We start from the raw sequence: 23339 nt of genomic DNA, 5'->3' as shown, positions 1-23339 counted from the left end.
AAAAATTCATGCTTTTTTAATACGGTGATGTTACACTTATTCTTTGACGGTCAGCATAGGTCGTTTTTCTCCATTGACCAGTTCCCAGGCAGTGACAAAAATCAACTGTGCACGTCGTTGATATAGTTCATATTCAATCTTATCAGGGGTGTCGCTAGCTCTGTGATAATCCTCATGCACACCGTTAAAATAAAAGATGACAGGTACATCATTTTTGGCAAAATTGTAGTGGTCGCTTCTATAATAGAAACGGTTGGGATCATCCTTGCCATTGTAAGTATAATCCAATCTCATATTGATGTACTTTTTATTGGCTGCCTCTGATGCGTCATGCAGGTCTTGACTCAGCATATCACTTCCAATGAGGTAGACATAATCGGGATCGTCTTTTTGGTCCGGATCAATCCGTCCGATCATATCAATATTCAAATCGGCAATCGTGTTGACTAATGGATACACCGGATTTTCGGAATAATATTTACTTCCATACAAGCCAATTTCTTCCCCTGTCACATGAAGAAAAAGAATGGATCGTTTAGGACCGAAACCATCTTTTTCGGCTTGTTTGAATGCTTCAGCGATTTCAAGCAGAGCGATGGTTCCGCTTCCATCATCATCAGCGCCATTAAAGACCTCACCATCTTCCGTTCCAATGTGATCCAAGTGTGCTGAAATTACCAATACTTCTTCAGGAATCTCACGTCCCTTAATAAAGGCGAGCACATTTTCAGAATCTGTATCTATGCGTCTTAAGTAATCTGAGGGCACCGTCTGAAAATAGGAGCCATCTGCTGTTCCACCAGGTACCCCCATCTCTTCGTATTGAGTTTTGAGGTATTCTACTGCTTTTTTCTGACCCGGACTACCGGTATAACGTCCCTCCATTTCATCACTAGCATAATGATAAAGTTGTTCCTTTAGTTCCGAAACGGTTATGGTTTTGGCATACTTCATCGGGTCTACTTTGGAGTAATCCAATTGGGATACCATATTGGACATGGATTGGTCAGTGGTATCAACGCTATTTTGTTTCTTAATGGAATTACAGGAAGTGGTGAGGCCTACAGCCAGCAGACTCCACATCATATATTTGATATTCAAAAGCATCATTTATATTAAATTAATTTTCTTTTTTAGCCGAATTGGTTTTAAGCACTTTATATTCTTCATAGCATTCACTAATAGCATCTAATATCTGAAGGTCATTAGATTCTTCGATGAATTTCTTGGAATATTGACAATTACGCAGGATAGCATCTATATCCACCTTGTCCATTTGGAGAAGGTTCATCAAAGTTTCCCTGTCGTATTTGCTTTGTAAAAGGTTTCTAATTTCGTCCTGCTCTTTGATCTGTCTCAATTTACGCATGGATTTTCCTTTTTTTCCAAAGGTGTTGTACAGGAAATCGGCGGGATTAAATACACTACTTAGGACTTTAGTAATGGCCCCAGGCTCGCTGTCGCCAGCTTCATACCCTTTGGGAAGACCGCTGATCTTATAACGTCTGGTGGCATAAATGGGAGCACGCTTGGCGTCGATTTCCAGAAAGCCAGTTAGTGCGGTTTCCGTAACGGTGACTTCTTCCAGCGCTATTCCTTTTTCAGTCATGGAAATGGTGACGTCACCAAATTTCAACCAATCTTCCGTCACACGTACGTTGATGGTTTCAAAACCTAGATAAGAAAAATACAAGGTATCATTTACCGCTGCTGCGATTTCAAAGTTCCCCTCAGCGTTGGTAATGGTTCCCTTGACACTATTTAGGTTAACAATATTTACATTTTCCAGTTGAGACTCGTCTTTGGCATTGAGCACCTTACCCCTAACAATAGGGCGCTGGCTTTGTTCATTGGAATTATTTTCGCCTTGAGCGCTCACCTGAAATGCAGCACCAAGACAAAAAATTAAAATTAAGGTATAAATTCTCATTGGTAATTGTAAAAATAAGGTATTGGCCCCAGGTATCATATGATTGTTATTCCGCTTCCTTTAAATAATCGATAAGTTTCCGCAGGGCTTTGGCGCGATGACTGATTTTTCCTTTTTCTGACATGGTCATCTGCGCAAATGTTAGGTCATAGCCATCAGGTACAAAAATAGGGTCGTAACCGAAACCTTTTTCTCCGCTTTTTTCTTTGCTAATTCTACCTTCACATACCCCTTCAAAAAGGATTTGGTGACGGTTCAAATCTAACGCAATTGCGGTCACAAACCGTGCCTGTCTATTGTTATTATCTGTTAATTTCTCTAAGAGCAGATTCATATTATCCTCACTGCTTTTGTGAGGACCTGCATATCTGGCACTATAAACACCTGGCTCTCCATCCAACGCATCGACTATCAGCCCGGTGTCGTCGGCAAAAACGGGTTGTTCATAACGCATTCTAAGAAATTCTACCTTTTGAATTGCATTACCTGCAATGGTTTCGGCGGTTTCTGGTATATCATCTTTCAAGCCCAAGTCATCTAGACTGATCAAATTGATATGAGAAGGCATCAAAGCCTGTACCTCCTGTAATTTGTTCTGGTTGTGTGTGGCAAATATGATGTCCATGGTTAAAGGCTTTGGGCTATTTTTTCAATAAGTGGGGTATGTACCACATGTTTTATCTCCGGTCGATGTATCTCACATTCTGTACTAAAAAGTAGCTTTATTTTTTGAAGTTCGCGTTTGAGGACTTTTTCATTGGAATATTCATCTTCAGTACCAGAAATGTGGATGATTCTATCGCTGTATTTTTGAAAGTGCTGGCCATCTGTTTCATCCAGTTCAGCCGGTATACTACCACTGTGCATGATCAAAGCCTTTATCTCATATGCGTATGACCTACAAAACCTGGTGACAATAGATACACCTTGGGAGTAACCGAAAAATACGAGTCTGGGATCTCCCACGATGCCTTCCTGTTCCAGAATTTGTTGGAGATAATTGATGTTATTGTTCATTTCCCGTTGGGTGTCCACCCGGGTTAGCCAACTGGCCCCTACGTGCTTGAAGTCCTTTCCCTGGTAGTATTTTGAGGGAGCTTGAGGAACGATCACATAGTTTTTTTCTGGATCCAGACCGCTAAAATACTTCTTGAAAAAAGTAGCCAGATAGCCCAACCCGTGAAGGCATACCCAAATTTTTTCAGTCCTGGTGGACAAGTCATTCAAGGTCTCATAGGAGTTGGTGTGCTGGTAGCTTACGGTTTTTACCATTTGTGCTTGTTATGGCTTATTTTTGGTAAAGATATGGACAAACAAGAGATACTCAGCCGTTGCAACGCAATCTGTCGCAATACGCTCATGGAAACCCTGGACATCGAATTTGTAGATGTAGGTGAAGATTTTCTGACCGGAAGGATGCCGGTCACTTCAAAAGTACATCAACCCGACGGGGTACTGCACGGCGGTGCGAGTGTAGCTCTGGCAGAATCGGTAGGTAGCGCAGCCAGCTACATGTTTCTGGACACCGATCAATTTGCTATACGCGGTTTGGAAATAAGTGCCAATCATACCAGATCAAAAAAAGATGGACATATTTTTGCCACAGCCAGATTCCTGCACAAAGGACGCACGACCCAATTATGGGAAATACGTATAGAGGATGAACAACAACAGCTTATTTCAATTTGTAAGCTCACCACCATTGCGCTTAAAAAACAATAATTTGGTTTGAGTAAAGGATTAATCGGTAAGGTCAGCGAACTCATATCGCTAAAACTCCCTTTTTTTTTACTGAGAAAAGCAGGAGAGAAGCAAGTATTACTCTTAGCCCAAGATAACCAGGAACTATATCATAAGCCGCATGAAAACTTGCCCAGCGCAATTATGCAGCCCTTTGACCCAGGTCAACCACCGGTATATATTCATGGGCATCAACAACTTTTCTTTGACTGGGATTTTTCTGAAATTGGCGATACTTATGACTCACTACAGCAGTACCATGACCCGTTGGTAGCACAAACCTATCAGCAGCTTGTGGCCCAGGCGGTGGAAGATCTTCAAAAAGGTAAAATGAAAAAAGTGGTGCTTTCGCGAAAGCAAAACATCCCAACAGCTCTTTCCATGGAGGAGTTATTAAATGCCTTGTTGAATACTTACCCAAAAGCCCAGTGTTATTGTTTTTATCATCCTGTTGAAGATGTTTGGATGGGCGCGACGCCTGAAACGCTAATGACTGTTCAAGGCACTACGGTACAAACCATGTCACTGGCAGGTACAGCGATTTACAAAGAAGGCGTAGAACAGGTTTGGGGAGAAAAGGAAAAGGAGGAGCAGCAATTGGTTACCGATGATATAGTTGAACGACTTGAACGTCATGGTGTACAGGATATCCAGGTGGATGGACCTTTTACCTCACGCGCGGGCAACCTTATTCATTTAAAATCTATGATTGTGGGCAGAGCTGATCTGGAAACGATAATGCAAATACCTGCTGCACTACATCCTACACCAGCAGTTTGTGGGCTACCCAGAGAGGAAGCCTTTCATTATATCCAGCAACATGAGTCTTATGGTCGATCCTATTACACCGGATATTTAGGAGTGATGGATCCAACACAAGAAAAAGCTGATTTTTATGTGAATCTGCGTTGTTTAAGATGGCGGCCCGGAATGGCTGAGGTTTTTGTCGGAGGAGGCATTACAGCCAGAAGTGTCCCTCAGCATGAATATGATGAAACCTTGAATAAACTAGGCACCATGGTAAAAATTCTTCAATAGAATATTTATACAAGTAACTGTGAGGGTAAATCTATAGGTGGTTGGAATAAGAGTTGAGCACGCGATAAGTATTACAGGATACTTCTAAATGCCGTGCGGAGCAATGTAGTTTTAAAGCCCACCGTCTGACCCTGCTCATTTTTGGTCTCGTTCCATGAGTGAAACATGTGCTGTAGATGGCCAAATTGCCTTCTTAAAAAAATACCGGATTGATAAATACCAATAAACGAGTAATAGAGCGCGTATTTAAAAATGATCATGTACCGATAGCTTTTATTGAATTTAAATATCGACAATTAATTCAAATATGCCATCTTTCTTTTCCAAAACTTTGCATTAACTTTCTAAAATGAGCCTTATCATGGATAAACGTTCTTTTTCTAAGGATCATTGGAAAATATATCATAGATAAAAATCAAAAAGCGGCCATTTATCTGACCGCTTTTAAAATAATTTGATTAGAATTCTGCCTATAAGGACTCTGATCGGTTGACTTTAATTTCAGTAAATTCAGCACGAGAGTAGCCAGAACTGGTACTTTTAGTGCTCAGGTTGTAGACACCAGCTTTAAAATAGCACGTAGATCTTCGGTGTCTGGTGGAATTTGTAATGGTTTTCCAGGAGCTAAAACTATTGGAGTTGTATTTCCATCTGGTTTTATTGTCTTTTGCCTCTATTTTGATGGTGAAATAGGTACCGAGTTGATAGTCACTATCCAGTACATATTCATTTCCATTGATGCCATCCCCAGTGACGGCCAATTTATATTGGCTTCCAGATTTTCTGACGATAACAATTACATTTTCATCCTGACCAGAGTGGTATTGGACTACGCCTACACGTCCTGATGTTGAAACATGTGTAACCTTGACTCTTGCAGTTATACTTTTGGTCGAGCTGGTATTGGAACTCCAGGCGGCTTCATCTTCTTGTCCGTTTTCCCATTTGGTCATTTCCCTCAATTCGCATCGCGGATTGGAGGAGTTACCGCTGGTCGCATCCTGTGCATAGACAGTAAATTGTAAGCGATTGCAAGTAGATCCCACCATTCTAAATCTGCTGTTGGAATAGGTGGTCAAACTGCTATTGTCGGTACGCTTCTTTTCATAGGTCTGGGTAGAAGTGGGGTGTTGTAATTTCCAATTGCTGGAATTTCGGGCGTACTGACCTTTTTGTGAATATCTCAACCATTCATAAGGAACTTCACATGCGGCTTTGGAAAGTTCTTCTTCCATCAAGTCAATTTCTTGCTCATCAGGTTCCTGAATTTCTTCTGGGCTACAAGAAGTCATGACCAGGCTCATTGATAGTACACCAATGCTAAGGCATTTAATACTACTTAAATAAGGGGTGATAAATCGTTTCATACTAAAGAATTTAATGGTTTAAAGTTGTAGACTGCCATGCGCAATCGATGTAGTGAAAGTAGAACGCTAATCGGCATTATCAATGCGAGGAATGTGGAATTCGGATAATTGTTACCCGCTTATTGGACTATTGATAATTCAATAAGATTAAAATTGTCAAGTCGATAATATTAGCGGTAAAAATTTTATACCTGTTTAAAACTATTGGGCCCTACCTACGAACTTAGTTTTTTCAAAATATGATCTTAAGGGAGTTGGTCAAAGTTGTCCTGCCAACTACCTTTGCGATGTATGTATCCAGAGATTCTTCACGCCCAACAAATCGTCTTGCTATTCAAGAAAAGAGGAATCAAACATATCGTTATTTCTCCTGGATCCCGTAACGCACCTTTGACCATAGGTTTTAGCGAAAACCCCTTTTTTACATGTTATAGTATAGTTGATGAGCGATGTGCCGCCCACGTGGCCCTGGGAATGGCCCAACAGCTCAGAAACCCTGTTGCCGTTCTTTGTACCAGTGGTAGTGCATTACTGAATTATTATCCAGCAGTGGCCGAGGCCTTTTACAGCGAGATTCCTATCATCGTACTGAGTGCCGACCGTCCACCGCAGAAAATTGATATCGGTGATGGACAGACCATCAGGCAGCAGCATGTGTATGCCAATCATATTTTATTTGATACGCAATTGGAGATGATCAAAGAGACGAATGATAAGGAAGGTACAGCTACCAATGAGCGTTTGATCAACAAAGCTGTCAATATCAGTATTTCAAGACAAGGTCCAGTTCATATCAATATTCCCTTTGAAGAACCCTTGTACAATCGATTGGTTGAACCGAGTATTGATGTCAAGGTGATTGACCTTTTAAAAGACGAATCCAGCGCAATTCCTGAACAGTTTTTTGAACAATGGTCTAAGGCCAAAAGAAAGCTCATCATTTTGGCGACTTTAAATCCGCCGGTGTTTGATCAGGGAGATTTGGATCGATTAACAGCCGATCCCAGTGTTTTGGTCATGAGTGAAGTGAGTAGCAATACCAGTCACAAGAATTTGATCTGGGGTATCGATACCTTGATCGCTCCCATAGAAAAGGAAGATGACCAGATTGCCGACCTCCAACCTGACATGGTGATCACGATCGGAGGAATGATCGTTTCTAAAAAAATTAAACAATACCTGAGAAGATTTAGTACCAAAGTCCATTATCATGTTGGTAAACGCAAGGCCTACGATACATTCTTTAAATTGGCTGGACATATCAAGGTCCATCCCGCTCAATGGGTTCATACTCTACCCCAATCAACCATAGACAGTGATTATCGGGATCGTTGGCTCAATCATTTCCACGTTTATTTAGAGAAACGCAAGCAATATTTTCAACAAATGCCTTGGTCTGATTTTAAAGTTTTCCAGCGAGTTTTTGAGGAGCTTCCGGATCGTTTGATGCTACAATTAGGGAATAGCAGTACTATACGCTACGCACAGTTGTTTCAGATGAATCCTACGCATATCATTTTTTCCAATAGAGGAACCAGCGGGATTGATGGATCCACCAGTACAGCTATAGGCGCAGCCATGGCGGGTGACCGACCCACGGTGCTAATTACTGGAGATTTGAGTTTCTTCTATGACAGCAACGCTTTGTGGAACAATTATACCCCCAAAACTTTTAAAATCATTTTAATTAATAATTCTGGTGGGGGAATATTTAGAATTCTTCCGGGTCATAAAGACACGCCCGAGTTTGACCGATTTTTTGAAACCAAGCACCAGCTTACGGCTGAGCACTTAGCAAATATGTATTCTTGGGGATATACACAGGTGAATGATGAGTCCGCTTTCGCGAAAGCGTTTCCTAGCTTCATATCTAACAACCAGCAACCTCAAATACTTGAAATCATGACCCCCAGCCAACTCAATGATCAGGTATTGCTGGATTACTTTAAGTTTTTGAGATAGTTTTCAGCGATCAAAGGTGTGAAATAGGCTTAGTGTAACAGAGATGGTAGCATAAGCAAGCTTTGCTGGTATTATTCTTTGACTGCTGCTACTTCTTCCACCGTAACTATTTTGCCCTCATTCCAGGTTTGGATCGTATAGTTCATCACATCTGCCACTTCCTGATCATCCAATCCTAAGGGAAGCATTACACTATCATAAGTTTCTCCATTGACGGTGATTTCGCCTTTTAAACCATATTTGACAGCATGTATGCTTTCGGTACGTTTTTCGGTAAGCCAATCTGAAGGATGCAGCGGTGGAAAAGCACCTGGTACTCCTTTTCCGCTAGGAAGATGACAAGTCACACAGAGTTCGCTGTAAATTTCCCTGCCGCGATTCACACTTGCCTGAAGTGGAGTTTGCTGAACTTCCTCGGTTTGGTTTTGGGTAGTGACTTCACTGGTGTCCTCTTTTTCTTTACATGAAGTAATCAGTAGTAGGAAAGCAGCGGTTAAATAAAAAGGCTTTAATAAATGGAATTGAAGGCTTGCCTGCATAAGAATTAAGATTTTCTGGTGATTTTCATGATACCTTTACCTTCTACACCTATATAAATATGACCATCCGGTCCCATTTTTACATTGCGCAGCCTTCCGATACCGTCCACTAATTTTTCTCTTTTATTTACGCCTTTCTCATCCACATACAGCATTTCTAAATACTGAAACTTTAAGGAGCCGACCAAAAAATTACCGTCCCAGCTACCGTAATCTGGATTGTCAATGATGGCAAATCCGCTGGGGGCAATACTGGGTACCCAGTAATAAAAAGGTTGTTCCATTCCTTCTTTGGCAGTGATCTCGGTAAATTTTGAGCCACTGTAGTTGATACCATAGCTGATGACTGGCCAACCGTAGTTTGCTCCAGCCCGGATATAATTGATTTCATCGCCACCTCTGGGGCCGTGCTCATGAGAAATAATTTTTCCAGATTCTGGGTGTCTAGTCATTCCTTGGGGGTTACGATTTCCATAGGTATAGGCTGCAGTCTTGGCACCTTCTACGTCGGTAAACGGATTGCTTTCTGGAATACGTCCATCATCATATATTCGATAGATTTTACCTCCATCCCTGGTCAGGTCTTGTGGGTTCACCTCACGCTCGCCTCGCTCTCCAATCGTAAAATATAAAAAACCCTCCTCATCCCAGGCAAATCTTGATCCAAAATGCTGTCCTTTTTTGGTATTCGGCACTGCATTGTAAAGGACTTCAAGATCTACTAATTGGTCTTCCTTCAGTTGAGCTCTCGCAATGGCTGTGTTTCCACCTTCACCCGTACCTTCTGAACTGGCATAGGAAAGATAAATAAATGGCTTCTCTGGATAGGAAGGGTGAACAGATATGTCTAGGAGTCCGCCTTGCCCGCGAACATATACTTCAGGAACTCCTTTGATAGGCTGGCTGGTAGTGCCATCAAATCGGTATAATTTACCCTCTTTTTCTGTGTAGAGCAGATCGCCATTGGGCAACCAATCCATTCCCCAGGGATTTGTCAATCCTTCAACAATTGGGGTGACGTCATAATCTTTTTGGTCTTCAATTAAAGGAATGTTTTCTACATCCGGGACTTTCTGGTCGTTTCGGACATTTGTAGTCGGGTTGACGGTTTCGGCCAATTCCTCCTGATTGGATTGTTCTTGGTTGGATTGTTCTTGGTTGGATTTACATTGTGTAAACAAGGAAATTGCAAAGAATAAAAATAGGTAAGCTCTCATGACGGAATCTTTGACCTAAAAATACCTTCTACAGGAGTGCAAATTGTTAATAAAAAGAAAAATCCCTTCATAACAAAGGGATTTATCGTTTTCTGGAAGGCTGATGGGTACTAATACCTGGAGTAGTTTGAGATCGAGTGAAAAAAACAATTAGCAATTGAAGATCCACTGGTCTGCGTCAACTACCTCATTGAATGGAAGATTCTCATCAAAGGATCTGTTCCGGGACAATAATGGAAAGTCGGATTTGGTATCTGGGATGGGCAACAAACGGTTCATAGCAGTAGGTTTTAAGAGTTAATAAAGTTGGATTATCTGTAACGTCTTCTGGAATTCCAGGAATCTGAAAAAGTAACTTTGTTACTGGTCCTGTTGTTGGTTTCTTTACCGGCGTTTAAAAAAGCTGTTGAAGTTCTCATAAGGTTTATTGTTTTGTGGTTATATCTAATAGACGAGCAACTTCTTTATTTGTTACAGTTGTATGTTATACAAAGTAGCTATAAATTTATAAGTATCTATAAAACAGAAAACTAAAGTGCTAAAAAAATTAGCATAACCAATGTAACCATTTGCTGCTTCATCAAATTTCAAGCTCTTTGAACAGAAAAACAGCTGTGCTTATGACTGAATTTGATTATGAATTAACCTCTTCCCAAAGTTTCTCAGAAGAGAGTCGGTAGGTGCCCATAAATTCCCAGTGGCATTCTTCGGGAGAGATGACGGAGAGAAAAGGAATATTGTCTTTACGTCCTTTATATAAGTGATAAGTTTCTCCGACGATAGGTTCAAAGGAGAATTTAGCGCCATACACCAACTGATTATCCTCGTATTTTTTGACCATGGCTTCATACTGGGCTTTGAGTTGGTCAAATTGTGACTTTATCTCGTGGTTCACCTTGTTGATGTTGTTCTGTTTCCATGAAGTCACGTCAGGAGTGGTGATTTTAGGTGCACCAACACCACTGGAGTAGGGTAGAAGAGAAGCATTATAAGTTTGACTTTCTTCGTCAAATACAATCTGATCTGGTTTTTTTTCCTTTCCCATAGCGCAAAAATAAATGCAGGAGATGGTTCATGCCCAAGCCTTAACAACAAATTGTAAAACCATATTAAATTACAAAGGCATATATTAATTTCACGTATGGCCAATCCCTTATTTATGCCGTTCCCTTTTCATTTGGACATAGTTTTTGTTCAGCCGTCTTAATTTGAGCGATAATTATACAATCATCAATTTGATATAAGGAAGGAGCTTTCTCGTCCATCGAAGGATGATGGAGGTGTAACATGTGAAACAATTATGCTACCTATAGGTATGACAAATACGATACAATTTATTGATTTTATACCTGAAGTTACCGAAACTAAATTTTTTGGCGGTAATAAATACGAGTCGATTGACAAATGCGTAGAGCGGGCCAATGAGTGGATCCGAAAAAACTATAACCGAAAAATTATCAACGTAGAAACGGTTGTTTTACCACAAATATATCGCAAAAAGGAGGCCGATTCAAAGTCGGTATACTCGATTGCCACAGGTGGTAGTATCGTCTATACTTTTCAGGTGGTACGTATCTGGTATGAGTAGACCAGTGCTTATCTTTGCCTAAAACCTACTCTATGTCAACAATCACCTGGAAGACCGCTCTTGACTTTGAAGATATTACCTATAAAAAATGCCAGGGCGTGGCTCGTATCGCCTTTAATAGGCCAGAGGTACGCAATGCTTTTAGACCCAAGACCGTGGGCGAACTCATCAAAGCATTTTATGATGCACAAGAAGATCTTTCGATTGGTGTTGTTATTTTGACTGGGGAAGGACCTTCCAAAAAAGATGGCGGTTGGGCTTTTTGTAGCGGAGGTGATCAAAATGCCCGAGGACATGACGGCTATAAAGATGATGCCGGCACTGGTCGACTCAACATTTTGGAGGTCCAGCGCATGATTAGGTTTATGCCTAAAGTGGTGATTTGTGCTGTTCCAGGTTGGGCAGTAGGTGGAGGTCATAGTCTTCATGTGGTTTGCGATATGACACTGGCCAGTGAAGAGCACGGTGTATTTAAACAAACAGACACAGATGTGGCTAGTGTAGATGCTGGGTATGGAAGTGCTTACCTTGCCAAAATGGTGGGGCAAAAAAAGGCCAGAGAAATCTTCTTTTTAGGAAAAACCTATTCTGCTCAAGAGGCCATGGATATGGGTATGGTCAATGCGGTCGTGCCACATGATCAACTGGAGCAAACGGCTTTCGATTGGGCACAGGAAATTCTCAAAAAATCTCCAACGGCTATCAAAATGGCCAAATTTGCCATGAATGCTACCGATGACGGAATGGTAGGTCAACAGGTTTTTGCGGGAGAAATGACCCGACTTATTTATATGACGGAAGAAGCAAAAGAAGGCAGGGATGCATTTTTGGAAAAGCGTCAACCTGAATGGGGAAAAGATAAATACATCCCCTAATCATCCATCCTCTCAACAATTAATAGGCGTACAATTTTATTGCCTATTGAGCAGATATTTAATGAGATAGCCATAATTCATCAACGATGGAATGATAAAAGATGTTTGCTTAATTCGCTAAACGTCCAGGTTTTTATCGGCTAAATCTGCTCTTCATACTGTTTTAAGGGAATATGCTCTAGGCGAAAGTTTTTTTTGCTAGCTTTAAGGTAAGCCGATTTGTTATGAGTCAGTCAAGCCAATTCAGCGATTTTCCTCTTCAGGAAATCATGGACCACTCCTGCGTATTTACTGCAGTGGTCGGTCAGGACCTTAGTATACTAAAAGCTAATCAACGATTGGCCGATTTACTAGGAGTTGATTTGGACAACCAAATTTCTTTGGAAAAAGTGCTGCTGAATCCTAAAAAATGGACAGACTCAGTTCAGCAACTTGATCAGGGTCAGGATCCCATCAAAAAAACCTTGAAGTTCATTAGCAAGGATCATTTGCCCATCTATCTAAAATGCAGTATTGGGTTCCACAATGGCCGTTATTATATGATTGGTATTGATATTACCGATGATGTTTTGGCTCACAAAGCTCTTGTTAAGGTAGCACAAATCGCTCAAATGGGCGGCTTTACCTATAATCCATATAATGATGAAACCTACTGGACGGACATGCTGTACAAGATCCTGGATTTGCCCGGAGATTATGAACCGAATGGCGAATCCATATTCGACTTTATCCATCCAGATCATATGGAGGCTTTCGTACTGGCCGTGCAGAGCATATATGTAGATCTTGAACCTTATGATATCAAGGTGAAAGTCATTAGCTTTCAAGGCATTGAAAAATGGGTGCGCATTGCCGCCTACCCTGAAAACGGATTTAATGAAGTCTTATTTGTCTATGGTATATTTCAAGATATAACGGTATCCGAAACGGCGTCCCTGGAATTGAGAGATCTCAAGGAAACCATGGAAATGGCATTAATGGCCATGAATTCCGGTTATTTCACTTTCGACCTTAAGCAAGACGATATTTCTTATAGCAAAGCCTTTAGGGAAGAATTAGGGTTTGAAGATCATTTAAACAAAACAGCTTTTAAACAATTGATCCATCCAGATGATGTCGAGCAGGCAGATCAGAAACATTTGGAACAACTTAGAGATCCCAACACCCAGCATTATTTCAATGAATACAGACTACGCGCCCACGATGGGAACTATCAACATTATGAAGTGTATGGCTGGAAAATTTTTGACAAGGAGGCTAAAGTATCCCGAATCATTGGCAATTTGATCAATCGAGAGAAAGAACATTTGTTAGAGGTGGAAAAAGACAAACACGAACGACAATTGGAGGTACTGATCGACAACGCATTTCTACATTCCGTTTTATTGGATAAGAATTTTAGAATTATTGCGGCTGATAGCAAAACCCAACATAGGCTTGAAAAACTTATAGGCGTGAATCCTGTTTTACATCAATCAGATTTTACGGCTGTGCTCAACCATGAGGAAGCCCAAGATTTTAATTTACTGCGCAGCCGATTGAGAATGGGAGACGAAATACGTATGGAACTTGCACATCAATTTTTGGATCCCGAAGCAATTTACGATACGCTGTACAAACCAGTTCTAGCCGATAAAGATGCCCAGCCAGAAAATTATCTGTTGTATTTTTTTGATATTTCTGAACAGCGACGCATACAAAACGAATTAAAGCAGATGAACCATAAAGTTCAGCAAATGCACGAAATGAAGACCAATATTCTAACTAAGGTCGGCCACGAACTCAAAACACCTATGAGCAGTTTGCTGCTTACTACGGACCTTTTAACGCAAAATCCAGGTCAGCAAATGGAGGAAGTGCTAGCTGCACAACGCGAGTCTGTCGAGCGCATCAACACGACCTTTGACAATATTGTCAATCAAAGCCTGGTGGATCAATCCATCACTCCTTTGGCGAAAGCCATCAATTTAACAGCGTCTCTCCACCAGTTGGGAAGAACATATGACAGTAAGGCGCAATTAAAAGGTTTAGCTTATGAATTTAAAAACTTTTCAAAGCCAATTATTGTTGATGGAGATGAATCTTTCCTGGTGCAAAGCATTGGAAATGTGATCAATAATGCCATCAAATTCACGGAAAAGGGCAAGGTGAAAATTCATTGCCGAGAAAGCGCAGGCCTGGCTGTGATCATGATCGAGGATACGGGTATTGGAATCAAAAACGAACTCATCAATGACATTTTCGAACCTTTTCATCAAGTCAGCAGCGGCGATACCAGAGCTTTTGACGGGAACGGATTGGGTTTGAGTTTTACAAAGAGTTACCTGGAAACCATTGGCGGTAAGATATCGGTTTCGAGTGTGCTTAATTATGGTACTCTCTTTACCATTTCGCTTCCTTTATCACAAGATGGACAGGGAAACTAGCTATAATTAAGAGTTTTTAGGAGCACTGTAAGATATAACTTCCTCAATATTCAGCTGAAGATGTCTGGGGAGCAAGTTGTCTTTAGGAAGCACAGAGAGCTGTCTGTCATCATTAGAATCATACACTTGTTTGATCAATGGGTCAGGGTACCCCAAGACTTCACAAATGTCTTTGATCAAATCACTATGATGGATGAGATTATTGGATCCCAAGTGAAAAATTCCGCGTCGCCTTCTGTTGATGAGGTAATGCAACTGTTGAACGAGTTTGTCAATATGAGTAGCATTGATCACCACATGGGGAAATACTTCAACGGGTTGATCATTGATCAGTTGTTTTTTTAAATCCTGCACCCGCGGACTATTATACCCAAAGATCATGGGTATTCTACAGATCACATATTTGCTTGGAGGCAATCTGAGCAAGGCATTTTCAATTTTGATTTTTGACCTGCCGTAGATGCTTTCAGAAAAGGTTTTGTCATATTCATAACTCGGGAAGTGGGTGAAGCTATCAAATACATTGGCGCTGGATAAAAAAATAAGTCTGCTATCGCGGTTCCTGATCCATTGAAGAATAGATTGATGTAAATACAGTAAGCTATTGATATTACCACGTAATGCACTCACAATAAATTTTGGTTGTAACTGGTCCAGGATCAGATGTACCTCTTCTTGTTCCAAATCAAACTGGTGAAAGTGTTGATTACTTTCCAGCTTTGAATCATCAGTACGATACGTGGCATGTACATTGTAATAGGGCGCAAGTTCTTTGTAGAGCGCCTGCCCTATGAAACCGCTACCTCCTAGAATCAGGATTTGAGCCAAAAGCCTCGAATTTATTTATTATAAAAAGGTAGTTTAACAACGGTAGCAGGGATCAGTTTCTTACGCACCTGAATGTGTATTTTACTACCTGGAACGGCAAATATTGGAGGTACATAGCCCATACCAATACCTTTGGCCAAGGATGGAGACATTGTTCCACTGGTCACTATTCCTAAATCCTGTTGCTGAGCATCTTTGATCTCATAACCTCCTCTAGGGATGGCTCTTTCATCCATTTCAAAGCCTACAAGTTTTTTGGATACGCCATTTTCCTTTTCCTTTTTTAAGTCTTCATGGTTGACAAAATCCTTGGTGAATTTAGTTACCCATCCCAAACCAGCCGCAAAAGGAGAAGTAGTCTCGTCGATGTCATTGCCATAAAGGCAGTAGCCCATTTCCAATCGGAGCGTGTCGCGGGCGGCAAGACCTATGGGTTTGATATTGAAATCGGCACCAGCCTCAAAAACCTTGTTCCAGATTTGCTCGACTTCAGAGTTCTTGCAATAAATTTCAAAACCTCCTGATCCCGTATAACCTGTCGCACTAATGATGACATGTTCTATTCCAGCAAAATCAGCCACTTCAAAGTGATAGAATTTAATGCTCTCCAAATCCACTGATGTTAAAGACTGCATGGCTTCCACTGCTTTGGGACCTTGTATCGCCAGCAGCGAATAATCATCGGACAGGTTGCGCATCTCGGCCCCCATATCATTGTAGGAAGAAATGTGTTTCCAGTCCTTTTCTATATTGGAGGCATTGACCACGAGTAAATAGGTATCTTCCTTGATGCGATAAGTGATCATATCATCTATGATACCGCCAGTCTCATTAGGCATATAGCTGTATTGTGCTCTTCCCACACTGAGTTTTGAAGCGTCGTTTGAAGAGACTTTTTGTACCAATTCTAATGCCTTTGGACCCGAGATCAGGAATTCGCCCATATGCGAAACATCAAAAACCCCCACATCCTCACGAACAGTTAGATGTTCGATATTCACACCTTCGTACTGAACCGGCATATTAAATCCAGCGAAGGGAACCATTTTAGCCCCTAACGATTCGTGAATACTGGTCAAAGCTGTGTTTTTCATTTTAATCCTTTTATTTGTCCCAAAGGTATAGTTTTCTCTGCGGATGAAAAACCAAACTTTATTATTGTCATCCCTTATGTTTTAAGATTTCGAACTAAATATTGCTTAACTTCTTTATGTTCAACTTTCCATGTCCGAATCATACCAACTTTATCCTTGACGGTTTTATTGGAGTTGCGATTAGAAATTATTGAGCATAATTCGCCTTAGGTAGCTCATAATTTTAGTGCTTGCTATGTTTTCAACAAGTATTCATTAAATTGCAGAACACTAAAATTCTAGCCTTGAAAATACTCAGTGCCGCCCAATTGGCCGAAGCCGATCAGTCCACCATAGAAAAACAACAAATTTCCAGTATTGACCTGATGGAGCGTGTAGCGCAGCTGGTTTTTGAACGTATTCATCAACGTCTTAATGGTGCGCCGGTACCGATCAAAATCTTTTGCGGAATCGGTAACAATGGAGGAGATGGTCTGGCCATTGCCAGACATATGATCCAACATGGGTATCATGTCAAGGTGTTTATAACCAATTGTAGTAAGAAGCGCTCAAAGGAATTTTTGGTGAATTATGACCGCATCAAAGAAGTAACCAATGATTGGCCCGTATTACTGAGTTGTAAAGAGGAAATTCCAGCCATAGATGATCAGGATGTCATTATTGATGCCATTTTTGGAACAGGTCTCAACAGACCAATTACGGGTTGGATGGCCGATTTGATTGAGCACATCAATCAGTCCAAGGCATTCAAGGTAGCAGTGGATATGCCCAGCGGACTGTTTGCCGATCAACCCCACCAACCTGGAGATGCTATCCTTAAGGCAAATCATACCTTTAGCTTCCAAACCCCTAAACTTTCATTTTTCTTGCCAGAGACCGGAGAATATACCGGATCTTTTGAAGTAATCAATATAGGTTTGGATCCAGAATATTTGATGAAGGCTGATCCGCTGGCCCAATTAATTTCCAAGGAAGCAGCGCAAAGTATGTACAAGTCGCGAGAAATATTCACCCATAAAGGCGACTATGGTCATGTGCTTACCATGGCAGGAAGTCAGGGCAAAATGGGAGCCGCTGTTTTATGTGCCAGCGCTGCGATCAATACCGGTGCCGGAAAAGTGACCTCCTATGTACCTAGCTCTGGCAACAATATCATGCAAAGTAGCCTTCCCGAAGTGATGACTTTGCAGGGAAAAGGTGAGCCATACATCGCAGATTTCAATCATGAGTTGAAAAAGGTGGTGCTATGTATAGGTCCTGGGTTGGGGCAGGAGCCTGATACGGTGTCCGCTTTCGCGAAAGCGATACAATCTCAAGAGTTGCCCACTATCATCGATGCAGATGCCATCAATATTCTAGCCAGTCATCCCGAACTCATACAGCATATTCCCAAAAAATCAGTTCTTACGCCTCACGATGGCGAGCTTAAAGGTTTATTGGGAGAATGGAAAAACAGTTATGAAAAGATTGAATTGGCCAAGAAATTCTCGACAGAACATGATTTGATCCTCGTATTAAAAGGTGCCTATACCATCACTGTGGCTGGAAGCAGTTTATATGTTAACGATTCTGGTAATCCTGGAATGGCGACAGCCGGTAGTGGAGATGTTTTAAGTGGTGTGATCAGTGCGCTGGTCGCACAGGGTTATGACACCTTGACCGCAGCAGTCTTTGGTGTTTATATACATGGAGCTAGTGGAGATCTTGCTGCACAGACCTATGCCCATGAAGGACTTAAAGCCAGTCTAATTTCTAATTTTATCGGACCTGCCATACTACATCTTTTTAGGCAGCCACAGCAAGCCGCACCAGCGCAGAGTTAAGTATTTTGTTTAATATTGTGCTGTCCAAAACAGCCCAAAATGATACATTATATTTCATCAAAACGCCTGGGTGTGACACAGGTGGAGCAGATCATGCATGAGGTCACGGAGTTACAACTTTCTGACGCCTCTCGAGAGGCTATTCTGAAATGCCGCCAATTTATAGAAAAACAATTTCAAGAACCCGGCGGGCCAGCCGTTTATGGTATCAATACGGGATTTGGGTCTTTGTGTAACACGCATATCAACGATAAGGATCTCTCCCAATTACAACATAATCTCATCATGTCTCACGCTTGTGGGGCAGGGGAAGTGGTTCCTAGAGAAGTAGTCAAATTAATGCTATTTCTTAAAATTCAAAGTCTGTGTTATGGACACAGTGGTGTAAGTCTGGAGTTGGTAGAACGCCTCATGCTCTTTTTTAACAAGGAAGTCTTTCCAGTTATTTACCAACAAGGTTCACTGGGAGCTTCGGGAGATTTGGCGCCGCTGGCTCATCTGGCATTGCCACTGCTGGGAGAAGGAGAAGTAAACTATCAGGGAAAACGCATATCAGGTAAAGAACTTCACAAGGAGCTGGAAATAAAGCCCCTTCAGCTACATGCCAAGGAAGGTCTGGCACTAATTAACGGTACACAGTTTATGTTGGCTTACGGAGTACATCTGCTACTGGAAAGTCGGAAACTGTGGTCTTGGGCACATTATACAGCGGCGCTTTCCATCGATGGCTTTGATTGTAATATGAGTCCGTTTGACAAGCGCTTGCATTTGATCAGACCTCACAAAGGTCAGTTGGACAGTGCAGATCTGATCAGTCAGTTATTGGAAGGAAGTGAAATAGGTCGCAATGAAAAAATTAATGTGCAGGATCCTTACAGCTTTAGGTGTGTTCCGCAAGTCCACGGTGCAACGGCAGATACACTGGACTTTGTCGAAAAAACCGTGATGACTGAAATTAATTCGGTCACCGACAATCCTAACGTTTTTCCGGATTCCCAAACCATCATATCTGGAGGTAATTTTCACGGACAACCTTTAGCGTTGGCATTGGATTATCTAGCCATCGCAATGGCAGAAATTGGAAATATTAGTGAGCGTCGCATTTTTCAATTAATGGGCGGAATAAGAGGTTTGCCTCCTTTTCTTATTCAAAATGCAGGATTGAACAGTGGTATGATGATCCTACAATACACAGCAGCAAGTATTGTCAGTCAAAACAAGCAGTTGGCCCATCCGGCCTCGGTTGACAGTATTGTAAGCTCAAATGGACAGGAGGATCATGTGAGTATGGGAGCCAATGCAGCAACAAAAGCCTATCGCGTGATTGACAATTTAAAAACAGTTCTGGGTATCGAATTACTAGCTGCTGCACAAGCGCTGGAATTCAGAGAAGAAAAAACTTCAGATCTATTGGAATTGATCATCCAACAATTGAGGGAAGAAGTGGCGCCCTATGAAAATGATCGGATACTTTACACGGATATTGAAAAGGCACGTCGATTTATTGAGATGACCCAAATAGAAATAGGCGTCAATTAATCATTAATTGACTTTATAAAATGGTAGAAAACCTTGTGAAGCTTCCTGTAATTGGAGGTTGGTCCATACCCAAGCCTCCTGAGAAGTCAAAAACCCTTTTAGTTTACCTGGCTTAAAAAATTTGCTCTCCAAGTCCACTGAGCTCATGTCAGAGATTCTGGTCTCTACAATGCCTACACTGACCAGCGTGTTGTGTTTGCTATTATATCGGTGTACCATCGGATCTACACTATAACTATTTTTGCGCAAAGAAATATAACCAATATTGTGCTGGGCTCCGTAATAATCAATAACAGCATCGTTCAACACCTGATTGTATTCTAAGTCAAAGTGAATGCCCTCACACATGGTGGCGATAACCACATCGGGGTGAAACTCAAAAGTCCCGAATCCTAAGTCTACAGTTTTCATATAACACTGATTTTATAGGACAAAAATATTGTCATTTCTTGTCTTGCATTGAAATTTCAAGAGCTTTTTATCTCCAACCGATGAAAGGTCAAGCTTTTCGATAATCAAACGTTTTCGTAGGTATCCAAGGGGTATGTCATGCGTAAATATTGTAATAAAAAAAGCCCTGATCTGTGATCAGGGCTTTCTAGAATTCAAGTTCGAATTTCTACTTTTCAGTAGATTCTTCTTCTGGCTTCACAATGGTTACCACCAGCTTATCATTTTCTTTGTCATGATCCATAAAGATAGAATCACCTTCATGTAGCTGACTATTGACTATTTCTTCAGCTAGATTGTCTTCGATATATTTCTGGATCGCCCTTTTTAAAGGTCTGGCTCCGTACTCTTTATCAAATCCTTTCTCCACGATATAGTCCTTGGCAGCATCGCTGAGGCTGAGGTTGTAGCCTATATCTTCAATTCGATCGAACAACTTTTTAAGTTCGATATCGATGATTTTATGAATATCCTCTTTTTCTAGCGCATTAAACACAATTACATCATCGATTCTGTTCAAGAATTCGGGAGCAAAAGTTTTCTTTAAGGCTGCCTGTATGACTCCGCGAGCATTTTCACCTTCTGCCATTTTACGGGCACTGGTACCAAAACCAACTCCAGCACCAAAGTCCTTGAGTTTTCTTGCCCCCACATTGGACGTCATTATAATGATTGTATTTCTAAAATCAATTTTTCGGCCCAGGCTATCGGTTAAGAAACCATCATCGAGTACCTGCAATAGCATATTAAATACATCGGGATGCGCTTTTTCGATCTCATCCAATAGTATAACCGCATAGGGTTTTCTTCTCACTTTTTCCGTCAGCTGTCCACCTTCCTCATAGCCTACATATCCTGGTGGTGCACCGATCAATCTACTGATGGCAAATTTCTCCATGTACTCACTCATGTCAATACGGATCAGAGAGTTTTCAGAGTCAAACAGTTCTTTAGCCAGAACTTTGGCCAATTGGGTTTTACCCACACCAGTTTGTCCGAGGAATATAAATGAACCAATAGGTTTGTTGGGATCCTTTAAGCCAGCACGATTGCGCTGAATCGCTTTGACCACTTGCTTTACCGCAGTATTCTGACCAATTACTAAGTCAGTGATGCTCTCATTGAGGTTACTCAATTTCTTCATCTCTTTGGTGGCAATTCGATTCACCGGTATACCAGTCATCATACTCACTACCTCTGCCACGTTCTCTTCAGTCACTGTGTCTTTGTGCAGTTTGGATGCCTCATCCCAAGCCTTTTGAGCTTCTTCGAGTTGTTGCTCTAGCTTTTTCTCATCATCTCTCAACTTGGCTGCTTGCTCGTATTTCTGCTTTTTGACCACATTGTTTTTCTCTTCCTTTACTGCTTCTAACTGCTTTTCGATTTCAGTGATTTGTTCAGGAACTTCTATGTTGGTAATATGGATACGTGATCCTGCCTCATCTAAGGCATCAATAGCCTTGTCTGGAAGGAATCGATCTGTCATGTACCTATTGGTCAATTTGACACAAGCCTCGATCGCTTGCGGCGTGTATTCCACATTGTGGTGATCCTCGTATTTACCTTTGATATTATTGAGAATGGTGATGGTCTCCTCTATGGTGGTAGGTTCCACCATTACCTTTTGGAAACGTCGTTCAAGCGCACCATCTTTTTCAATGCTACCGCGGTATTCGTCTAAGGTAGTAGCGCCGATGCATTGGATTTCTCCTCTGGCTAGGGCAGGCTTAAACATATTTGATGCGTCTAAAGAGCCAGCGGCTCCTCCAGCACCCACAATGGTATGAATCTCATCGATGAAGAGAATGATGTCATCATTTTTTTCCAATTCGTTCATCACCGCTTTCATGCGCTCCTCAAACTGACCACGATATTTAGTACCAGCTACAAGGCTGGCCAGATCTAAAGTGATGACTCGTTTGTCATAGAGTATTCTGGACACCTTCCTTTGAATAATACGCAAGGCTAGACCTTCGGCAATGGCACTTTTACCAACTCCGGGTTCTCCAATCAACAGCGGATTATTCTTTTTACGACGACTCAGGATCTGGGAGACGCGTTGAATTTCATCTTCACGACCTACTACTGGATCCAACTTATCATCTTCTGCAAGCTGGGTCAAATCCCGCCCAAAATTATCCAACACAGGAGTCTTGGATTTTTTATTGCCTTTTTTGTCACCTCCCGATGGGGCAAACAAATTCTCCTTATTATCATCTTTCATATCATCTGAATCATCTTCACTAAAGGATTGGGCCGACACGTCTTCTACATAACCATCCTCTTGAGACAACAACATTTTAAATTCGTCTTTAACGTTGTCATAGTCTACTTTGAGTTTGTTCAATAGCTTAGTCGTCGGATCATTCTCATTGCGCAGTATACACAACAACAAATGTGCTGTATTGATGGAGGTGCTCTGAAAGAGTTTAGCCTCCAAAAACGTAGTCTTTAATGCGCGCTCTGCCTGTCTGGTCAGGTGCAGATTTTTCTTTTCGTTAATTGAGCTTTGGGTATTGGGATTGGCGGGACTCAGGATTTCTACCTTGCGTCTCAGGTTTTCCAAATCTACCGATAGGCTATTTAAGATATCGATAGCCTTTCCATCTCCATCTCTCAAGAGTCCTAACATAAGGTGCTCTGTTCCTATGAAATCGTGACCTAGCCTCAGCGCTTCTTCTTTACTGTAGGCGATCACATCTTTTACCCGGGGTGAAAAATTATCGTCCATATTGCTTCTTTCGTCTAAATGTATTGAATTTATTGTTTCAAAAAGCATTCCGCTTTGTAAAATAGGGTTAATAGTTTGTTCGCTTTCGCGAAAGCGCAATAGTTGTAGGGTATAGGGGTATCTTTAAGCAGACATAAACTTATCCACAGAAATAAGTCAAATGTGTTGATAAAAATAGCGCTGGAGATAGTG

21 protein-coding genes are annotated in these 23339 nt (G+C 41.4%); 8 read left to right on the top strand and 13 right to left on the bottom strand.

What is annotated here, in order from left to right; genetic code table 11:
• Positions 1-36 precede the first annotated feature (36 nt).
• The 4 genes from EGM47_RS10625 to EGM47_RS10610 are packed head-to-tail and all read right to left on the bottom strand — an operon-like array spanning position 37 to position 3202.
• Entirely contained in the window at positions 37-1110 is a 1074-nt protein-coding gene (locus EGM47_RS10625) for a M28 family metallopeptidase (RefSeq protein ID WP_394341796.1), read from the bottom strand.
• A 10-nt stretch (positions 1111-1120) separates the two neighbouring features.
• On the bottom strand, positions 1121-1930 hold the full coding sequence (locus EGM47_RS10620; RefSeq protein ID WP_124980787.1) for a carboxypeptidase-like regulatory domain-containing protein: 810 nt from the start codon (positions 1928-1930) through the stop codon (positions 1121-1123).
• A gap of 46 nt (positions 1931-1976) precedes the next feature.
• Positions 1977-2555, bottom strand: a complete 579-nt coding sequence (locus tag EGM47_RS10615) for a non-canonical purine NTP diphosphatase (protein WP_124980786.1) — start codon at positions 2553-2555, stop codon at positions 1977-1979.
• A gap of 2 nt (positions 2556-2557) precedes the next feature.
• Positions 2558-3202 carry an alpha/beta hydrolase gene (locus EGM47_RS10610; RefSeq protein ID WP_124980785.1) on the bottom strand — a complete coding sequence of 215 codons (645 nt, stop codon included), beginning with the start codon at positions 3200-3202 and terminating at the stop codon, positions 2558-2560.
• Positions 3203-3235: 33 nt separating this feature from the next.
• Between EGM47_RS10610 and EGM47_RS10605 the strand changes: the two genes are divergently transcribed.
• Positions 3236-3652 (top strand): hotdog fold thioesterase, encoded by a 417-nt coding sequence (locus EGM47_RS10605; protein ID WP_124980784.1) that lies wholly within the window; start codon positions 3236-3238, stop codon positions 3650-3652.
• 6 nt (positions 3653-3658) lie between these two features.
• The gene (locus EGM47_RS10600; protein WP_124980783.1) at positions 3659-4708 is read left to right on the top strand and encodes a chorismate-binding protein; all 1050 of its coding nucleotides are present in this window, start codon (positions 3659-3661) and stop codon (positions 4706-4708) included.
• A 470-nt stretch (positions 4709-5178) separates the two neighbouring features.
• Here EGM47_RS10600 and EGM47_RS10595 read toward each other — a convergent pair whose 3' ends face one another.
• A complete protein-coding gene (locus EGM47_RS10595) occupies positions 5179-6075 on the bottom strand; it encodes a polysaccharide lyase family 7 protein (RefSeq protein WP_124980782.1) in 897 nt (298 codons plus the stop codon).
• A gap of 291 nt (positions 6076-6366) precedes the next feature.
• Here EGM47_RS10595 and menD point away from each other — a divergent pair, with 291 nt between their 5' ends.
• Positions 6367-8037 (top strand): 2-succinyl-5-enolpyruvyl-6-hydroxy-3-cyclohexene-1-carboxylic-acid synthase, encoded by a 1671-nt coding sequence (menD, locus tag EGM47_RS10590; RefSeq protein WP_124980781.1) that lies wholly within the window; start codon positions 6367-6369, stop codon positions 8035-8037.
• A 71-nt stretch (positions 8038-8108) separates the two neighbouring features.
• Here menD and EGM47_RS10585 read toward each other — a convergent pair whose 3' ends face one another.
• From EGM47_RS10585 to EGM47_RS10575, 4 genes are all read right to left on the bottom strand, one after another.
• Positions 8109-8576 carry a c-type cytochrome gene (locus EGM47_RS10585; RefSeq protein ID WP_124980780.1) on the bottom strand — a complete coding sequence of 156 codons (468 nt, stop codon included), beginning with the start codon at positions 8574-8576 and terminating at the stop codon, positions 8109-8111.
• Between the two features lie 5 nt (positions 8577-8581).
• Complete coding sequence (locus EGM47_RS10580) at positions 8582-9793, bottom strand: PQQ-dependent sugar dehydrogenase (protein ID WP_124980779.1); 1212 nt, start codon at positions 9791-9793, stop codon at positions 8582-8584.
• Between the two features lie 150 nt (positions 9794-9943).
• Positions 9944-10072: a hypothetical protein gene (locus EGM47_RS16595; RefSeq protein WP_262707064.1), complete on the bottom strand. Its 129-nt coding sequence runs from the start codon at positions 10070-10072 to the stop codon at positions 9944-9946.
• A gap of 355 nt (positions 10073-10427) precedes the next feature.
• Entirely contained in the window at positions 10428-10838 is a 411-nt protein-coding gene (locus EGM47_RS10575) for a DUF2452 domain-containing protein (protein ID WP_124980778.1), read from the bottom strand.
• A 270-nt stretch (positions 10839-11108) separates the two neighbouring features.
• On the opposite strand from EGM47_RS10575, the gene EGM47_RS10570 reads away from it, so the two are divergent.
• The 3 genes from EGM47_RS10570 (at position 11109) to EGM47_RS10560 (ending at position 14682) form a co-directional block, all read left to right on the top strand.
• Complete coding sequence (locus EGM47_RS10570) at positions 11109-11381, top strand: hypothetical protein (RefSeq protein ID WP_124980777.1); 273 nt, start codon at positions 11109-11111, stop codon at positions 11379-11381.
• A gap of 32 nt (positions 11382-11413) precedes the next feature.
• Positions 11414-12256 carry a 1,4-dihydroxy-2-naphthoyl-CoA synthase gene (locus EGM47_RS10565; RefSeq protein WP_124980776.1) on the top strand — a complete coding sequence of 281 codons (843 nt, stop codon included), beginning with the start codon at positions 11414-11416 and terminating at the stop codon, positions 12254-12256.
• Between the two features lie 224 nt (positions 12257-12480).
• Positions 12481-14682 (top strand): PAS domain-containing sensor histidine kinase, encoded by a 2202-nt coding sequence (locus EGM47_RS10560; RefSeq protein ID WP_124980775.1) that lies wholly within the window; start codon positions 12481-12483, stop codon positions 14680-14682.
• Between the two features lie 6 nt (positions 14683-14688).
• On the opposite strand, the gene EGM47_RS10555 is transcribed toward EGM47_RS10560, so the two are convergent.
• Both EGM47_RS10555 and gcvT read right to left on the bottom strand, forming a co-directional pair.
• Complete coding sequence (locus EGM47_RS10555; protein WP_124980774.1) at positions 14689-15510, bottom strand: sugar nucleotide-binding protein; 822 nt, start codon at positions 15508-15510, stop codon at positions 14689-14691.
• A gap of 11 nt (positions 15511-15521) precedes the next feature.
• Complete coding sequence (gcvT, locus tag EGM47_RS10550; RefSeq protein WP_124980773.1) at positions 15522-16604, bottom strand: glycine cleavage system aminomethyltransferase GcvT; 1083 nt, start codon at positions 16602-16604, stop codon at positions 15522-15524.
• A 284-nt stretch (positions 16605-16888) separates the two neighbouring features.
• Here gcvT and EGM47_RS10545 point away from each other — a divergent pair, with 284 nt between their 5' ends.
• Together EGM47_RS10545 and hutH are read left to right on the top strand one after the other, a co-directional pair.
• Complete coding sequence (locus EGM47_RS10545; protein WP_124980772.1) at positions 16889-18427, top strand: NAD(P)H-hydrate dehydratase; 1539 nt, start codon at positions 16889-16891, stop codon at positions 18425-18427.
• Positions 18428-18466: 39 nt separating this feature from the next.
• Positions 18467-19966, top strand: coding sequence for a histidine ammonia-lyase (gene hutH, locus EGM47_RS10540; protein WP_124980771.1), 1500 nt, complete (start codon positions 18467-18469; stop codon positions 19964-19966).
• Positions 19967-19969: 3 nt separating this feature from the next.
• Here hutH and EGM47_RS10535 read toward each other — a convergent pair whose 3' ends face one another.
• Positions 19970-20377, bottom strand: a complete 408-nt coding sequence (locus tag EGM47_RS10535; protein WP_124980770.1) for a hypothetical protein — start codon at positions 20375-20377, stop codon at positions 19970-19972.
• Between the two features lie 208 nt (positions 20378-20585).
• Positions 20586-23147 (bottom strand): ATP-dependent Clp protease ATP-binding subunit, encoded by a 2562-nt coding sequence (locus EGM47_RS10530; RefSeq protein ID WP_124980769.1) that lies wholly within the window; start codon positions 23145-23147, stop codon positions 20586-20588.
• Between the last annotated feature and the right edge of the window lie 192 nt (positions 23148-23339).

It is taken from the genome of Nonlabens xiamenensis, from assembly GCF_003865345.1.
In the GTDB taxonomy this organism is placed as follows: Bacteria; Bacteroidota; Bacteroidia; order Flavobacteriales; family Flavobacteriaceae; genus Nonlabens; species Nonlabens xiamenensis.
Note: the sequence above shows the minus strand (reverse complement) of the source record. Positions and strands in the feature narration are given on the sequence as shown.

Coding starts and splice junctions, on each gene's coding strand:
- EGM47_RS10625 (WP_394341796.1), bottom strand. CDS start 1,110: ATGATGCTTTTGAATATCAAATATATGATGTGGAGTCTGCTGGCTGTA.
- EGM47_RS10620 (WP_124980787.1), bottom strand. CDS start 1,930: ATGAGAATTTATACCTTAATTTTAATTTTTTGTCTTGGTGCTGCATTT.
- EGM47_RS10615 (WP_124980786.1), bottom strand. CDS start 2,555: ATGGACATCATATTTGCCACACACAACCAGAACAAATTACAGGAGGTA.
- EGM47_RS10610 (WP_124980785.1), bottom strand. CDS start 3,202: ATGGTAAAAACCGTAAGCTACCAGCACACCAACTCCTATGAGACCTTG.
- EGM47_RS10605 (WP_124980784.1), top strand. CDS start 3,236: ATGGACAAACAAGAGATACTCAGCCGTTGCAACGCAATCTGTCGCAAT.
- EGM47_RS10595 (WP_124980782.1), bottom strand. CDS start 6,075: ATGAAACGATTTATCACCCCTTATTTAAGTAGTATTAAATGCCTTAGC.
- menD (WP_124980781.1), top strand. CDS start 6,367: ATGTATCCAGAGATTCTTCACGCCCAACAAATCGTCTTGCTATTCAAG.
- EGM47_RS10585 (WP_124980780.1), bottom strand. CDS start 8,576: ATGCAGGCAAGCCTTCAATTCCATTTATTAAAGCCTTTTTATTTAACC.
- EGM47_RS10580 (WP_124980779.1), bottom strand. CDS start 9,793: ATGAGAGCTTACCTATTTTTATTCTTTGCAATTTCCTTGTTTACACAA.
- EGM47_RS16595 (WP_262707064.1), bottom strand. CDS start 10,072: ATGAACCGTTTGTTGCCCATCCCAGATACCAAATCCGACTTTCCATTA.
- EGM47_RS10575 (WP_124980778.1), bottom strand. CDS start 10,838: ATGGGAAAGGAAAAAAAACCAGATCAGATTGTATTTGACGAAGAAAGT.
- EGM47_RS10570 (WP_124980777.1), top strand. CDS start 11,109: ATGACAAATACGATACAATTTATTGATTTTATACCTGAAGTTACCGAA.
- EGM47_RS10565 (WP_124980776.1), top strand. CDS start 11,414: ATGTCAACAATCACCTGGAAGACCGCTCTTGACTTTGAAGATATTACC.
- EGM47_RS10560 (WP_124980775.1), top strand. CDS start 12,481: ATGAGTCAGTCAAGCCAATTCAGCGATTTTCCTCTTCAGGAAATCATG.
- gcvT (WP_124980773.1), bottom strand. CDS start 16,604: ATGAAAAACACAGCTTTGACCAGTATTCACGAATCGTTAGGGGCTAAA.
- hutH (WP_124980771.1), top strand. CDS start 18,467: ATGATACATTATATTTCATCAAAACGCCTGGGTGTGACACAGGTGGAG.
- EGM47_RS10535 (WP_124980770.1), bottom strand. CDS start 20,377: ATGAAAACTGTAGACTTAGGATTCGGGACTTTTGAGTTTCACCCCGAT.
- EGM47_RS10530 (WP_124980769.1), bottom strand. CDS start 23,147: ATGGACGATAATTTTTCACCCCGGGTAAAAGATGTGATCGCCTACAGT.